The organism is Hymenobacter sp. UYAg731 (genome assembly GCF_054061335.1).
In genome coordinates this window covers 682,186-697,562 of the sequence record NZ_JBSSEC010000002.1, presented here as the reverse complement: position 1 = coordinate 697,562, position 15,377 = coordinate 682,186, and the positions used below count along the sequence as shown (strand labels likewise).

Annotated in this window: 15 protein-coding genes; 2 read left to right on the top strand and 13 right to left on the bottom strand. The window is 62.4% G+C overall.

The window, feature by feature from the left end:
* Positions 1-121: 121 nt before the first annotated feature.
* Positions 122-1,009, bottom strand: a complete 888-nt coding sequence (locus ACVWYF_RS07405) for a septal ring lytic transglycosylase RlpA family protein (RefSeq protein WP_457066168.1) — start codon at positions 1,007-1,009, stop codon at positions 122-124.
* 346 nt (positions 1,010-1,355) lie between these two features.
* Here ACVWYF_RS07405 and ACVWYF_RS07400 point away from each other — a divergent pair, with 346 nt between their 5' ends.
* Complete coding sequence (locus tag ACVWYF_RS07400) at positions 1,356-2,282, top strand: DUF72 domain-containing protein (protein WP_457066166.1); 927 nt, start codon at positions 1,356-1,358, stop codon at positions 2,280-2,282.
* 142 nt (positions 2,283-2,424) lie between these two features.
* Here ACVWYF_RS07400 and ACVWYF_RS07395 read toward each other — a convergent pair whose 3' ends face one another.
* From ACVWYF_RS07395 to ACVWYF_RS07340, 12 genes are all read right to left on the bottom strand, one after another.
* Positions 2,425-3,015 carry an arylesterase gene (locus ACVWYF_RS07395; RefSeq protein ID WP_457066164.1) on the bottom strand — a complete coding sequence of 197 codons (591 nt, stop codon included), beginning with the start codon at positions 3,013-3,015 and terminating at the stop codon, positions 2,425-2,427.
* Positions 3,016-3,072: 57 nt separating this feature from the next.
* Positions 3,073-3,375: a DUF4286 family protein gene (locus tag ACVWYF_RS07390; protein WP_457066162.1), complete on the bottom strand. Its 303-nt coding sequence runs from the start codon at positions 3,373-3,375 to the stop codon at positions 3,073-3,075.
* Positions 3,376-3,479: 104 nt separating this feature from the next.
* Positions 3,480-3,929: a DUF6526 family protein gene (locus tag ACVWYF_RS07385; RefSeq protein ID WP_457066160.1), complete on the bottom strand. Its 450-nt coding sequence runs from the start codon at positions 3,927-3,929 to the stop codon at positions 3,480-3,482.
* Between the two features lie 114 nt (positions 3,930-4,043).
* Positions 4,044-4,436 carry a hypothetical protein gene (locus ACVWYF_RS07380; RefSeq protein ID WP_457066158.1) on the bottom strand — a complete coding sequence of 131 codons (393 nt, stop codon included), beginning with the start codon at positions 4,434-4,436 and terminating at the stop codon, positions 4,044-4,046.
* Between the two features lie 107 nt (positions 4,437-4,543).
* Positions 4,544-5,788 carry an MFS transporter gene (locus ACVWYF_RS07375; protein WP_457066156.1) on the bottom strand — a complete coding sequence of 415 codons (1,245 nt, stop codon included), beginning with the start codon at positions 5,786-5,788 and terminating at the stop codon, positions 4,544-4,546.
* A gap of 275 nt (positions 5,789-6,063) precedes the next feature.
* Positions 6,064-7,038 carry a cation diffusion facilitator family transporter gene (locus tag ACVWYF_RS07370; protein ID WP_457066154.1) on the bottom strand — a complete coding sequence of 325 codons (975 nt, stop codon included), beginning with the start codon at positions 7,036-7,038 and terminating at the stop codon, positions 6,064-6,066.
* Between the two features lie 64 nt (positions 7,039-7,102).
* The gene (locus ACVWYF_RS07365) at positions 7,103-7,798 is read right to left on the bottom strand and encodes a ClpP family protease (RefSeq protein WP_457066152.1); all 696 of its coding nucleotides are present in this window, start codon (positions 7,796-7,798) and stop codon (positions 7,103-7,105) included.
* A gap of 168 nt (positions 7,799-7,966) precedes the next feature.
* Positions 7,967-8,221: a hypothetical protein gene (locus tag ACVWYF_RS07360; RefSeq protein WP_457066150.1), complete on the bottom strand. Its 255-nt coding sequence runs from the start codon at positions 8,219-8,221 to the stop codon at positions 7,967-7,969.
* Positions 8,222-8,224: 3 nt separating this feature from the next.
* The gene (locus ACVWYF_RS07355; protein ID WP_457066148.1) at positions 8,225-8,782 is read right to left on the bottom strand and encodes an RNA polymerase sigma factor; all 558 of its coding nucleotides are present in this window, start codon (positions 8,780-8,782) and stop codon (positions 8,225-8,227) included.
* A 142-nt stretch (positions 8,783-8,924) separates the two neighbouring features.
* On the bottom strand, positions 8,925-11,435 hold the full coding sequence (locus tag ACVWYF_RS07350) for a T9SS type A sorting domain-containing protein (protein ID WP_457066146.1): 2,511 nt from the start codon (positions 11,433-11,435) through the stop codon (positions 8,925-8,927).
* 275 nt (positions 11,436-11,710) lie between these two features.
* Entirely contained in the window at positions 11,711-14,170 is a 2,460-nt protein-coding gene (locus ACVWYF_RS07345) for a TonB-dependent receptor (protein ID WP_457066144.1), read from the bottom strand.
* Between the two features lie 95 nt (positions 14,171-14,265).
* Positions 14,266-14,616, bottom strand: a complete 351-nt coding sequence (locus ACVWYF_RS07340; protein WP_457066142.1) for a hypothetical protein — start codon at positions 14,614-14,616, stop codon at positions 14,266-14,268.
* A 171-nt stretch (positions 14,617-14,787) separates the two neighbouring features.
* Between ACVWYF_RS07340 and ACVWYF_RS07335 the strand changes: the two genes are divergently transcribed.
* On the top strand, positions 14,788-15,264 hold the full coding sequence (locus tag ACVWYF_RS07335; protein WP_457066140.1) for a hypothetical protein: 477 nt from the start codon (positions 14,788-14,790) through the stop codon (positions 15,262-15,264).
* Positions 15,265-15,377 lie beyond the last annotated feature (113 nt).

The window sequence follows — 15,377 nt, the reverse complement described above, 5'->3', positions numbered from 1 at the left end:
CGACACTCGTTGATTCAAGTGTCGCCCCGCTGGGGCTTTAAAATTATTGGGGGGTGCTGCTACTGCTACCGATATGTCGCCGCGCTGCGGCTAGTATTGGCGTATCAGAGCAGGGCTGAACTCACCGAAGCGCAACTTCGCGCACCAGCCCGCCGATGCCCCAAACCAGCAATTGCTGGCGGATGGCTTCGGCCTCGGGGCGCTCGCCGAACTGGCCCACGAGCACGCGGCTGCGCTGGCGGCCATCGAGCAAATCCTGGGAGATGGTTACGCTCACGTCGGGCAGCAGCGACTTGATACGGGCCTGCACCGTCTGGGCATTGGCGGCATCAAGGAAAGAGCCAGCTTGAATGAGGAAGCCTGCCGGGCAGTTCACCGATTCGGTGGCCGTGATAACCTCCGCCTTGCCGGCGGTGGAAGCTGCGATGAGCGTTGCCGTAGCGCCGACCCGGGCCACCGAATCGGCGGGGCTGATGGGGGCTTCCGGGGTTACGGAATAGGTCGTGAACGCGGCGTTGGGATTGGGGTCGGCGGCGAAGAGGACGGCCAGGTTTTCGGGGGTAGAAGCCGGGCCGAGAGGCGTTTCGGGAGCTACTACTTCGGCTACTACGGTAGCCGCGCCGCATTCAACCAGGCCCAGAGGCTTGGCGGCAATTTCCGAAAGGTCGATGATGCGCTGATGGCGGAACGGGCCGCGGTCTGAAACACGAACGACGACCGACTTGCCGTTCTTCACGTTCGTAACCCGCAGGCGGGTGCCGAAGGGTAGCGTTTTGTGGGCGCAGGTGTAGGCGAAGCGGTTGTAGCGCTCGCCGCTGGTGGTGCGTCGGCCTTGGAAGTAACTGCCATACCAGGAGGCCCGGCCCCGTAGCACCGTGGTGGCGGTGGTGGTAGCGGGAACTGCTTTGGTGGTACCGGGGGCGGTGCGCGCCGAAGCGCCCAGCAAAGTCAGCAGAAAAAAGAAGCAACTGGAGAGGACGAGTACTTGTAGGCGACGAAATAAAATCATGCGACTTGCAGATGGTGAGCACGACAAACATAGACCCATCCATTTGAGCAATGCTAAAAATCCACTGACCTCTACTAATCGAATTGGGTTAAAAATTGTCCTATATCCAGAAAACTTGCATTTAATTAATCTTCATGTTAGAGGTAAAAGTAGCCGTGAGGTTGCCTCAAAGTATATTTTGCTGAATGAGGCCTTTGCCATTGCGCAAATGCCAAAATTAGATTATGCGACGGGTGTAAAATTTGGGCATCGGCCCTACGAGTACCTTTAAAACCGGGTTGCATAAGTCCGGCTTTTTTCGTAAGAGTAGTAGCCTGCCACCGAGACCGGCCGCTACCTTTGCCCCATGGATTTTGGCCGTCTGCCCGACCTTCGCTACGTTGATTTTAGTCTGCCGCCCGACCATCCCGAGACGGCCCGGGTGCTGGCCCGCGCCCGGCCCATGCAGCCCGCACCGGCCCGCCTGTACGTCGGCTGTCCCATCTGGACCAATAAGGAATGGCTGGGTACGTACTTCCCCGCCGGCATCAAGGAGCCCGACTACCTGCGCTACTACGCGCAGCAGTTCAACAGCATCGAGCTGAATACCACCCACTACCGCATTCCTGATGCCACCACCGTGCGGCGCTGGCGCGAAGCCGTGGGGCCTGATTCCGGCTTTAAATTCTGCCCGAAGCTGCCGCGCAGCATTAGCCACGAGCGGGAGTTATTTCAGGCCGATGACCTGGTGGTGACCACGGCGCGGGCCTTCGAGGGGCTGGGCGAGAAATTGGGTTGGGCGTTTTTGCAGCTGCCGCCGCACTTCGGCCCCGAGCACCTGCCGCGCCTGGAGCGCTTCCTGGTCGACTTCCCCGCCGCCGTGCCGTTGGCCGTGGAGTTGCGCCACCCGCGCTGGTTTGCCGACCGGGTTTTGGCCGATGCCGTGTTCGCCACCCTCGAAGCCCTCAACAAAACGCTGGTGATAACCGACGTGGCCGGCCGGCGTGATGTACTGCCCCTGCGCCTGACCACGCCCACGGCTTTTATCCGCTTCAATGGCCACGGCCTGCATAGCACCGACTACCAGCGCGCCGATGCCTGGGCCGAGCGCATCGCGGCCTGGGTGGCGCAGGGCGTACATGAAGTTTATTTCTTCATCCATCAAAAGGATGTACGCCACGCGCCGGTTTTTGCCCAATACTTATTGGAGAAAATCCGGGGGTTGACGGGGATTGTGGTGCCGCCGCCGCATATCATCCCGCAACCGGTGCAGGGGAATCTGTTTGGGTTTTAGGCAGGAGTTTGCGGAAACGTCATGCCAAGCGCAGCCGAGGCATCTCGCTTGCAGTAGTAATACTTTGGTCTGACGATTGATTTACTACCACATGCGAGATGCCTCGGCTGCGCTCGGCATGGCGTTCTAATAACTCCATAAACTACTGAGCAACCGGCTGCTGCAACAGCGGCCCCAACACTTGCCACACGTTTTCGGCCAGGATTTTCTGGCCGGCCGCGTTGGGATGCACGCCGTCGGCTAGGTTCAACTCGCGGCGGCCTAACACTCCTTGTAATAGGAAGGGTACGAAGGGCAGCGCGTTTTTATCGGCCAGGGTGCGAAACAGGGCTTTGAATTCGGCGGCGTAGTGGGCCAAGCGGTGGCCGCCAAGCGGGCCGAGGTCGAAGGGAAACTCCAGGCCGGCCAGTATCAGCTGGGCCTCGGGGTACTGCCGCCGCACGGCATCGGTGATGAACTGCAGGTTCTGGGTGGTTTCGCGGACCGGGATGCCCCGGATGCCGTCGTTGGCCCCGAGGGCCAGTACGAATACGTCAATCGGGTGGCGGGCCAATACGGCGGACAGGCGCTGGCGACCACCGGCGCTGGTTTCGCCACTCACGCCGTAGTTGTAGGCTTTATAAGGAAGCGGCTCGCTATCGAGCCGCTTCTGTAGGATGCTGGGGAAGCTGTTGGCGGCTGGCAGGCCGTGACCGGCGGTGAGGCTGTCGCCGAAGAAGATGATGTTTTTCATGGAGTGCTGTTTTAACAGCACGGAGGGCTTTTTCGTGCCGCTTAGCTTGCAGCTAACCTACTCCACCACTTCCAACACGGTGCGGAACGAGACGTACTTGCCGGCGAAGTGCTTCTCCATGTCGGCGCGCAGGGCGGGGGCGCAGATGGCTTGGTATTCTTCCAGCTGCTCCAGGCTGAGGCAGTAGTATTGGGCGGCGTAGGTGATGCCGCCTTCTTCCTCATCGAGCAGGCGCAGGAGCTGGCTTTTGATGAAAAAACCGGTTTCCATTACTTCTGGGATGTGGGTGGAGCGCATGTAGTCGAGCCATTGGTCGGCGGCGCTGGGCTCAAGGCTGCTGGTGACGTTGTAGAGAATCATACTTCGTTTGGTGGGTTGGTGGGTGGGTAGATTAGCGGGTTTTCGAAATAGTGGGGTAAATAAGTTTCAAACCCACTAATCCATTCGCCCACCAATCTGCCAAATCAGACGCGCATGGCGTCGAACTGAAAATCGGTGATACGCGCCTGAATGTCTTTGGGTGAAAGGTTGGACGTGGCGGCGGCCTGGGCCAGGGCGGGTAGCTCGGCATCGCCGGCCAGGCGCAGGCTCAGGATTTGGCCGAGGCTGAGCTGCTTTTCGAGCGGGGCAAAACGCTGGCCGCTCACCTCAAAATAGCGCTGGCGCACTTCGAGCCGGCAGATGCGGTCCTGCAATTGCAGGGCGTAGTGCTGGCGCAGCATCACGAGCACGCCCAGGCCGATGACGGCCAGCGCTGCCACGCTGAACCAGAGCCGGGCCGTCTGGTCGTCGTCGCCGGCCACTTTGGTGTAACGCAGAATGGTGTAGCCGGCCATGAGCAGGGCCAGCGGCAGCAGCACGAAATGGTGCCACGGGTAGTACATGGGGGTGTTCTTGGTGGGCGTAGTAGCCATACGAAGCAGCGGGGTTGAAGCGGGCGAAAGTAGGGAGTTGGCTGTGGAAAGCGGGCAATAAAAAACTCCGGCCGGAGCCGGAGTTTTTCTGAATACGACGGAATGGCCGCTTCGTTATTTCATTTCCTTGGCGCGTTTCTTTTCGGCCTTGGCCATGTCGCGGGCGGCGCGCTCCTGCTTTTTGGCTTCGGAAGCGGCGTTGCGCTGCTCCTTGAGCTGGGCTTTCTGGGCTTTCTGAGCATCACGCTGTTCCCTCATTTGCTTTTTGAGGTCCTGCTCCTGATTGCGCTGCTCTTTCAGCTGGTTCTTGCTGTCGCGGACGGCCTGGTCGCTGTTGTTGCTTTGCTGCTTCTGGGCGTCATAGGTGGCTTTGGCATCGTTAGCCCGTTGCTGTTGCATTTCGGGCGTGAGCGCCGGGTCGGCAGCGGCGGGGACGGGGGTAGTCTGTGCTTGCGCCGAAAAGGCGGAAGCCGCCATAATGGCCAGGAGGCCGAAGAATTTTTTCATGGAAGTGGGTTTTGAAACCCCTTTAGGTTTGGCCTGTGTACGCCGCGCCTAACGCAAGGTTTTCAAAACGGCAGCTCCGGATAACGTCCAGCTCCTGCGCGGGGGCGCTATTCCTCCACGTAATCCAAGTCTTTGCCATAGCTCTCGGGCAGGGTACTCACAGCCCAGAAGGCCACAAGCAGCGACACGCCGCCCAGCACCGCTGCGCCCGGTACGAAGCCCAACTGCCCGCTCAGATACTTGAAGGCGGGCACCAGTCCCACCACCGCGCCCCGCGCAAAGTTGGGCGCGGTGGTGGCCACCGTGGCCCGCAGGTTGGTGCCAAACTGCTCGGCGGCCACCGTCACAAACAGCGCCCAGAAGCCCACCGACATGCCCAATACGAAACACACGGTATAGAAGGTAGTGGGCGAAGCGCCTTTGATGCCGAACAGGTACACGCCTACCAGCACGGCGCAAAAAATCAAAAACACCTGCAGCGCCTTGTTGCGCGAGTGCCACAGCTGGCTCAGCGCCCCGCTCATAAAATCGCCGAATACCAGCCCGAAGTAGCACCAGAACACCGCCAGCCCAGCCGTGACCTCGCCTGTGAGGCCCAGCGCCCGCCCAAACTCCGGGGCCAGCGTGACCAGGATGCCCACCACGAACCACAGCGGCACCCCAATCAGCAGAATGCGCAGGTACTTGCCCAGCCGGGCGGGGTGGGTGAACAGGCTCAGGAAATTGCCGCGCGTGACGCCAGCCTGGGCCTGCACCTGCTGGAACATGCCCGACTCGAACACGCTCACGCGTAGCAGCAGCAAGGCCAGGCCCAGCCCGCCACCCACGAAATAAGCATTGCGCCAGCCCAGCTTCTCGCCCACCCAGTAGCCCAGCATGGCTCCGCTCACGCCCACGGTGGCCACTATCATGGTGCCGTAGCCGCGCTTTTCCTTGGGCAGGCTCTCGCTCACGAGGGTGATGCCCGCGCCCAGCTCGCCGGCCAGCCCGATGCCGGCGATGAGGCGCAGCCAGGCGTATTGCTCGATGGTATGCACGAAGCCGTTGGCAATGTTGGCCAGCGAATACAGCAGAATGGAGCCGAAGAGTACCGAGAGCCGGCCCTTTTTATCGCCCAAAATGCCCCACAAAATGCCGCCGAGCAGCATGCCGCCCATCTGCATATTTATCAGGAACAGGCCCCGGTCCGTGACGGCGGCTTTGTCGAGAATGCCGAGGTCGTTGAGGCTTTTGACGCGCACGATGCTGAACAGAATCAGGTCGTAGATGTCGACGAAATAGCCCAGCGCGGCCACGATGACGGCAGCAGTGAGGAAGGTGCCAGTGTTTTTGGCAGGGTGGGAGGCTTGCATGGCGAAATGTAGCGCCGGAAAGCCTTATACAGACCTTAAAATCAAGGGAAGGACCACAATAAGCCGGTGTGTTCTGGATTAAATCCTGCTCGGGGCGAAGAAAATCTTGCTCGGCGGGCAGGAATTGGGTCGGGCCTAAAGGAAATCCTACTCGGTTCGAAGGAAATCCTAATTGATGCAAATTAAATCCTGCTCGGCATTGATTAAATTCAGTTCCGTGGGTAGGAACCGTTGCTCAGCAGATAGGAATCGACGCTCGGTGGGCAGCAATGAGGCTAGGCGACGGATGAAGCCACTGGCGCGGGCACTTCGCAGTGGCTGTGGCAGCCGCCGGGCAGGGGGCCGTCTTCGACCTGCACGGTGCTGTGGCGGATGTTGAACTGGGTTTCGAGGCCGTGGGTGAGGGTGCCGAGCCAGGCGGCATCGGCCCCGCCGGGACGGATGAGGTGGGCCATGAGGGCGGCGTCGTGGCCGGCGCTGCTGAGGCTCCAGATGTGGAGGTCGTGGACGGATTCGACCTGCGGCTGCTGTAGCAGGTAGGCGCGCACGGCTTCGGGGTCGATGCCGTCGGGCACGGCTTGCAGGCCCAGGCGGAGGCTGTCGCGCAGCAAGCCCCAGGAGCTATAGGCGATGATGCCGAGGATGATGAAGCTGATGGCGGGGTCGAGCCAGGCCCAGCCGGTGAGCAGCACCAGGCCGCCGCCGGCCACCACGCCCACGCTCACTAGGGCGTCGGTCATCATGTGCAGGTAGGCCCCGCGCACATTCACGTCGTCTTTCTGTCCGCTGCGGAAAAGCAGGGCGGTGATGCCGTTGACGAGGATGCCGATGCCGGCCAGTAGCATCACCCAGCGGCCGTTGACGGGGGCGGGGTGGCGCAGGTGGTCGATGGTTTCCCACAAAATGAAGCCCAGCGCGGCGTAGAGCAAGGCGGTATTCAGGAGCGCGGCCTGGATGGTGGCGCCCCGGTAGCCGAAGGTGTAGCGCCGCGTGGCCGGGCGGCCCGCCAGCCAGGCCGCGCCCCAGGCTAGGGCCAGGCTGAGCACGTCGCTCAGGTTGTGGCCGGCATCGGAGAGCAGGGCGCTGGAATTGGCCCAGAAGCCGCCAATGGTTTCGGCGATGACGAAGGCCAGGTTGAGGGCAATGCCGATGGCGAAGGCGGCGCTGAAGCCGCCGCCGGGCGGCGGGGCGGCGTGCTGGTGGCCGGCGTGGGAGTGGCCGGGGGCGGAATGGTCGTGGTCGTGGGGCATGGGGCGCAGGGAAACCTTGGGGGCTGCGCTCTAAACGCAGGGCGGCGGTTTTGGGTGCGGCAAGCTACGGCTGGCGGGTCAGCACTTCGTCAATCAGGCCGTATTCTTTCGCCTCATCGGCCCGCAGCCAGTAGTCGCGGTCGGAGTCGGTGTGGATTTGCTGGTAGGTTTTGCCGGTGCGCTCGGCGTAGATGCCGTAGAGCTCCTGGCGGAGTTTGATGACCTCGCGGGCCGTGATTTCGATGTCGGCCGACGGGCCCTGCACGCCGCCCGAGGGCTGGTGAATCATGACGCGGGCGTGGGGCAGGGCCGAGCGTTTGCCGATGGCCCCGCCGCACAGCAGAAACGCGCCCATGCTGGCCGCCAGCCCGGTGCAGATGGTGGCCACGTCGGGCGTCACGTACTGCATGGTGTCGTACATGCCGAAGCCGGCATACACCGAGCCGCCCGGCGAGTTGACGTAGAGCAAAATGTCTTTCCGAGCATCGGCCGATTCCAGAAATAGCAGCTGGGCGTTGATGATGTTGGCAATGTTGTCATCCACGGCCTGGCCGAGAAAGATGATGCGGTCCATAATGAGGCGCGAAAACACGTCGATTTCGCGGAAATTCTGCGGCCGTTCTTCGATTACGGAGCGGGTCATGTTGGTGATGTAGGGCCGGGCCAGGGCTTCGGTGCGAGTCAGGTATTGGTCGACGGTCAGGCCATTAAGGCCCCGGCCGTGAACGGCGAATTTTCGGAATTCGGCTTGATTGAGCATGAGTGTATTGGGTTTTGAATGGGCAAGGCGCGGCCCGCCGTGCTGATGAGCAAGAGAAAAAAAGCCCGCGAATTAGGGAGATGAGGAGTTGTAGAGACGCGTATTCGCGTCTCACCGTCCGCGCCTTTTGGCTATAATCGTTCAACCATGAGACGCAAGTATGCGTCTCTACATCGGCCAGAGGCGGCAGAACCAGGCCCGACAGCCGCCATACAGCCGCGCGTGAATCTGGCAAAGCTCCTGCCGCAGCTGTTGCTGGCCGGCCATGCGCAGGCCGTGGTAGAGCTGCTGCTGCACCTGCGTATCGGCGGCCAGCTCGCCGTCGAAAAGCTGGCGCAGGTTCCAGTCCTCGGCCGGGAGGGCGGCTGGGCCGTTGAGCAATTGCTGCTCAATCAGCTGCAAGCGTTCGAGTTCGGGACGCATGGCTTAATATTCGATGGTTTCAGCCTGAAAAGCAGCCCGCACCGATTCGCGCAGCCGTTCCAGGCACTTGAATTTCTGCACCGTAGCCGAGCGCACGGAGCGGTAGCCGTTGGCTTCGGCAATCTGGGTGAGGGGCTGCTGGAAGTAATAAAAAGCCAGCAGCACGTTCCGGCATTTTTCGCCCAGCCGTGCCACGTAGTCGAGCACGGCAAAGGCGGGTTCGGCTTCGGTCGGTTCCTCGGCCATCGTATTAAGCTCATCGGGCAGGGCCTCGTGCGGCAGGCGGGCGCGGCGGCGCTGCTCGTGGTGCCACAGGTTGCGGCTGATGCCCACCAGGTAGGTGCTGGGCGCGGCCGTGAGCACCAGCGTGCCGCCCACCGCCTGCTCGTAAAGGATAACCAGCGCATCGTGAAAGATGTCCTGCGCATCCTGAACAGAGCCGCCGTGGCGGCTGACGTGGCGGCGCACCAGCGGGAAGGCGCGGCGGTAGAGCTGCGTTAGCGCCTGCTCGCGGTCGGTGAGCAGCGTGTGGCGGAGGGCGGAAGTAGTTGGGGCGGGCATGTACTAATTAATCCATTTCTGGCTTAACTATCACCGGGCAAGCTCAAAAAAAGTTGTTTGCTTCCCCGGCAGGGGACAAACGACTTATTCCCTTATTTCTGATTAATAATCTATTAACCAGCGCGTATTCGCACTAGATGTACTATTCCACCACCACGCGGCGGGTGACGGTACCAGTAGCGTAGGTCACGCGCAACACATAAGTGCCGACCGGCAAGGCCGTGGTCGCTAAGGTGAGCTCCGGTTGTCTGGCGGTTTGGGTAAGAACCGGGCGGCCCAGTACATCGAGGAGCTGCACTTGTTGCGGGCGGGCTGCGGCGTCCAATGTAATATGTAGGTCGCCGTGCGTGGGCACGGGCCAGACGAGGGTCGTTGCTGCCAGGTGAGTGGCGGCAGTATGCAGCACATGCGGGTCGAGGAGGCGAATCAAGCCCGTCCGGGCCTGATTGCCGACGTGCGTGAACGCGCCGCTCACCAATATCGCCCCATTGGGTTGCACCAGGAGGGTACGCACGGCCCCATCGCGCGGGCCTTGGGTGAAATCGAAATCAGGGTCAGGCTGGCCGTCGGGCAACAGGCGCTGCAGGCCGTATTCGGTGCCCGTGCCCACCAGAATGCGGCCATTGGGCTGCTCGGCCACGGCCGTAACCTCCGGTGAAAATCCCGTGGTAATAAGGGTGGCCTGAAAGCTGGGGTCGGGGCTGCCCGTGGCCAGCAGGCGGGCTACCCCGCTGGAAGTGACGGCCCCCGCTCCGCCGAAATAGCCGAAGAGGAGTTGGCGGCCGGCCGCGTCGCGGCTCAACCCATTGGCAAACGCGAGGGGGCGGCTCGGTAGCGCGGGAAACAGTGCGGAGGACGAAAAGGCCGGGTCGGGGGCACCGCTGGCTAATCGCCGCGTTACGACCCCGACCGGGCTCCCGTTCGCGCCGTTGAGCAGCAGGGCCGAGCCATCGGGCTGGGCCACCAGCTGGTCCTGTATCGAAAACGAGGTGCCGATGGCCAATTGATAAGCCGCATCATGGCCCCCCGTTGCAGTCAGTCGTACGGCCCCCTCGATAGTATAAGTGCCGCTGGGTTCCAAAATTCCGGTCAGCAGCACCTTGCCATCGGGTTGCAGCGTCATCCCCCGCACAAAGCCTAGGCTGAGCGCGGGGCTGAAGGTGGCGTCCAGGCAGCCGGTGGGCAGCAGGCGGGCCACATCTACTGTCGAGCCGGTGCTAAGACTCAGGCCACTGACCAGGATTTTGCCGTCGGGCTGCAACGCCACCAGTGGCTCGTACAAGGGCGAGATTGTCGCATATTGCCCGAGCGCCGTAAATGTCCCGCACCCGGCCCCAAACCCTGCATCGAGCGCGCCGGTGGGCAGCAGGCGGGCAATGCCAATGGCCGCCACCCCGTTCACTTCCGTGAATAAACCGGCAATAATGATTTTGCCATCGCCCTGCAACGCCATGCTGCTCAGGTGCCCGGTTTTCTGCAACGCGGGTGTGAAACCCGGGACATACGCCCCGTTGGTACCGAGCAGCGCCACGGAGGTAGCCGGGGTGCCAGTGCTGAAAAGCTGTGGCGAGTCTGCCGATACCAGCACCTGGCCCGACGGCAATACCTGCACGCTGGCAGCATTCTGCACCAGCGGGCTGGCGTGCGAAACCTGCCAGGTGGGGTCGTGGGCCCCCGTGGGTGTGAGGCGGATGATTAACCGCTCTTCCGTTCCGCCCGGCGCGGCGGTCCACCAGCCCGATACCAGAATGCCCCCCGCTGCCTGCACCTGAATGGCAGGTCCAATCATTGAGCTCGCGTTGATAATCACGCTTTGGTCGCGTTGAAACGTGGCATCCAGGGTGCCGGTAGCGGGCAGCAGGCGCACCAGCCTGGCATTGGTGCCCGAGCTGATTTCATAGGCGCACAACAAGGCTCCATCGGTGGGCTGCACGGTGAGGGAGCGGCAACCAGCCCCGGCCGGCAGCGTGGGTTGGTAGCTGGTGTCGAGCGCGCCGCTTGGTAGCAGCCGCGCCAGGCCGGCCCTAGGCTGGCCCTGCACGGTGGTGAAGCTGCCCCCAACCAGCAATTTTCCGTCGGCCTGGCGCGCTAACGTTGACACAAACCCGCCTACCCGGCCCTGAAACTGGCTGCCGTACTGCTGGAAAAAAGCTATATCGAACGAGCCGTCCGCGAGCAAGTGCATCAGGCCCGTTCGCACCCCCACCAGCAGGCTGCCATCGGGCTGCACCAGCAGGGCTCCCGTATCCGCCAGGGGCGTGGGCGGCGAGGCGAAGGTGCTGTCGCGCCGGCCGTTGGGCAGGAGGCGCACTAGGCTGGCGCACAGCTGCCCACTCACCCGGGCCGTGTCGCCGAACAGGACGATGAGCTTGTTGCCCGGGGCTTCGCGCAAGGCGAATATCTGCCAGGTGTTGGCCTGGGTTTGGGCGCTGAAGACTGCATCGGGCTGGCCATTGGGCAGGTAGCGGGCCAGGCCGTTGCAGGCTTGGCCATCGGCCCGGATAAACTGGCCCGCTACCACCCGCGAGCCGTCGCTGAGCTGTAGTGCCCCCCGCACGATAGCGGGTCGGTAGAGGGTCAGCGGCTGAAAACCGGGGTCGAGCAATGGTCCGCCCTGCGCCCATCCGCTGCCGCTGCCCAGAAGCAGAAGCACGTAGATTAAGCCGCGAAGACCACAAAAAAATCGGACGTAAACGGGGTTAGCAAGCACTGGCAGTATGGTAAGGTGTCCATAACTGAGCCGCAGACGCACGAGTAAGTTGCAGGAAAACCGGTTGAAACCCCAGGCTTTACGATTTCATAATAAGCATGATTAGCGCCGCCAGCGCCTTGGACCAGCCGGAAAGTGACTGGCCTAAGGCGCTGACGGCGCTAATACCGGGGGCATTCAGCTGCGGCCCTTTAGGGTTGCCCGCAACGACTGCCTGCCTACTTGAACGCCAACGGGACCACCAGCCGCATACTCACATTCCGCCCTTGGTTGAACACGCCGGTGCGCCCGTTGGCCACATTGAAATCGGCGTACTTTAACCGGCTCAGGTGGCTCTGGTAGCCCACGTCGAGCAGGTTATTGGCCGTGAGAAACACCGAAAACAGTGTGCGGCCCTTCGCATCGGCCAAATCGGTGCCGATGCCGGCATTGATGAGCGTGTAGCCGGGCGTGGCCGTCTCGGTGTCGAAGGCCGAGAAGAATCGGTCTTGAGCGAAGGTGTGCTCCAACTGCACGCGGGCGTAGGGGTTGGTGATGCGCTGGCCCTGGCGGCGGAAGTTGGCCCGCAGCTCCGATTGCAGCCGGTCGCCGGGGATGAAGGGCAGGTACTTCTCGGCAGCGGCTACGTTCAGCTGCTCGGCGCGCACCATCGAGAACGAGTTTTCAAAGTGCAGCCAGTCGAGCGGGTGGGGGTGAAAGTCGAGGCTGACCTCGCCGCCCACCAGCCGGGCTTTGCCCTGCGCGTACTTATAAACGCGGGTATCGTCGCGGAGCGAGTCGCCCCCGCTGGCCGTGACCAGCCGGCGGGTAAAGATATAGTTATCAATGCTGTTCTCGAACGCATCGACGCTGAACCGGACGTGGTCCGTGACGTAGCTCACGCCGGCATCAAGTTGCAGGCTGGTTTCGGGGGCCAGATTGTCGTTACCGATTTCGTAGCGAATGGTGCCCTCGTGCTTGCCGTTCGAACCCAGCTCGGCGATGTTCGGAGCGCGGAAGCCGCGCGAGAGGTTGGCCTTCACCGTCAGCTTCTCATTCAGGTTATACGCCGCCCCCAGGCTGCCGCTGTAGTTGCGAAAGGTGCTTTGAAAACCCGGAAACTTGGTTTCGGCGTCCAGGGCGGTGCTGGGCCGCTCGCTGCCGTCGAGCAGCAGCTTATCGGCCGCAATCTGGCGCACATCGTACCGCAGCCCGCCGCTGATGTCGAGCGCACCAATGGTTTTCTTGGCCACGCCAAACACGCCGCCCTCGTTCACGCGGTAGGCCGGAATCAGGAATTCCTGGCCCAGGTTCTGGTTTTGCTGGTGCAGGCCGCTGGTGCCCACGGTCAGGTTCCAGCCGTTGGTTTCGGGCAGAAAGTAGCGCAGCGAATAGTCCACGGTGCGCAGCTGGAAGTAGAGCGAGGTTTCACTGGGGTCGAGCACGTTGCCGTACTCCCGGCGCAGGTTCTGCTGGTAGCTCACCTGCAAGCCGATGCGGCCGCCGTTCGAGCCCAGCACGAAGCTGTTATCGGTGCCAATGCGCAGGTGGTTAATCTGCTGCTGGGGCACGGCCAGGCCGTAGCCGCGCAGGTCGCCATCGGTCACGGGCACGCTCAGGGTAGAGTCGCCGCTGGGCACGTCCTTCACGAAGCGGCCAGTTTGCGGGTCGCGCGCGCCCTCCGTCAGCCCCAGGTGCTGGTTGAAGGTGCTGAAAGTGAGGTGCGAATAGCCCCAGCTTTTATTTACACCCACGTAGCCGTTGGCGTCCCACTCATTAAAGCCCGAGTTGTACACCCGGCCGTCGTAGCGGTTCTGGTAGTCGCCGGCCACCTTGCGGGTGCCCCGCGCCAGCCAGTTGAAACCGTTGATATTGCCCGCGTTCTGGAAGGAGTAGGCTTGCAGGTGATTATTCGTTTGATAATTCGCCGTGGCCGTGCCCGTAATGTGGCCTTCGGCAATAGGGTCGGGGGCCAGGAAATTGATAACCCCGGCCATGGCATCGGAGCCGTACAGCAGCGAGCCCGGGCCTTTGATAATCTCGGCCCGGTCCACGCTAAACTCATCAATCTCAATGCCGTGCTCGTCGCCCCATTGCTGGCCTTCCTGTTTGGCTCCGTTGTTCAGGGTGATGACGCGGTTGTAGCCCAGCCCGCGCACGACGGGCTTGCTGATGGCCGCGCCGGTCGTAATCTGGCTCACGCCCGGCGTGTGCGCAATGGCATCCACCAAGTTCGAGCCGGCCGTCTGGTTCAGTCGCGTGTGGTCCACCACCGAGGTCGGAATGGGAGAGCGCCGCAGCTGCGTGGCCTGCGACACGCCCGTGACCACCACCTGGCCAATCTCGGTAGCCGCCACCGTCAGCTTGAAATCGAGCGGCTGGCCGCTGCCCGTGTCCACGGTCTGCGTCACGGTGTTGTAGCCCAGTGAGCGCACCTGCACCGTGAAGCGCCCCCGGGGTAGGTTACTGAAGCGGAACGAGCCATCCGGGCCGGCGGCGGTGCCTTGCTTCAGGTCGTCGAAAATAATGTTGGCCCCCGGCAGGCCCTCGCCGGTGGCCGCGTCGGTAATGCGGCCGGTGAGGGGCGGCGCGGCCGTGCGCACACGCGGCGCAACAACCGGGACCGTCTGGGCAAAAAGAGCCGTTGGCACCACCGCCAGGCCCATCAATAACGAAAAACGGGGATTAAGAAATGACATAAAAAAGCCAAAGCAGCCCGGCCCGCCAGCCGCTGCAAAAGCGCGGCTGCGGGCAAAGCAGGTTGTTACCAGGAAAAAAAGGAATGCGCCGGAGGTTAGGCGCGGGCGGGCGGGCCACGCAACGACCGCGCAAAAAGCACCTCGCCCGCTGCCGGCCGCACGGGCGGTAGGGCAGGCGTGGCGGCGTAGCACAGGGCCACGCGGGGCCGGGGCACGGCCACCGGCACGGCCGCCTGAAACGCCACATTGTAGAACTGCTCTACGTCGCAGTGCTGGTGCCGGGCGCTGACCAGCGCCTTGCCCTTATGGCGAAACGCCGGAGCCTGGGCCGGCTCCTCGGTGGTGTGGGCGTGGGGGTGCAGGGCCAGAATCCACGCCTCGGGCAGCAGCGTCCGCACGAGGCAGAGCAGTAGCAGCAGGGCTAAATGGGAGCGGATGGCTTGCACAATACAAAGATGGAGGTAAACGCCGGAAGTTGCTCAGTAAATAATTCTTACGTGGCCTGTGTGTTCGTAAATCTGTCGCGCTGCATTTCCCGTAACGGTGCAGTAACTTGCTGCCTGAGCGGCTTTTTAGCGCCTTTTTCTGTGATAATTAGCAATATTCCTGACTTTTCTTTGCAATTCGACGAACAGCTGAGCCTGTTACGCATTGAATGGGCCTCCGGGGCCGATACCCGCACCCTGCGCCAAAGCGCTGGGCAACTCCTGGCCCTGGACCGGGAGTTGGGCGTGCGCAATTTTTTGCTCAACATGAATACCTTCCCCGACATTTCGGTCTACGACCAGGTGTGGCTGGGCGTGAGCTGGATGCCGGGCATCATGAAGCTGCCGCTGGAGCGCGTGGTGCTCGTAAACCACCGCCACCGCGTGCATAATCAGCTGGCCATCGACTCGCTGTTGGGCATGTTCCGGAGCATCATCAAGTTCGATATCCAGTATTTCCCCCACCCCGAGGCCGGCTTGGAATGGATGACGGACCATTCGGCGCGCCTGCCCGAAATACAGGCCGAATGGGATGCCGTGTTTGGTCCCGGTCCGGTGCCAGCCGGCGGCCCCGAAGCCCCGCACCGGCACCAGCCCGAGCGGTTTTAGCCCGCCGGCGCTGTCAATCTGACAGCCGAATGCCCCTTGGAACGACCTTTGAAAGCTACGGGAACCGTGGCCGGTGCCTTTGCGCCCGGCCATTCCGTCTGTATTCAACCGTT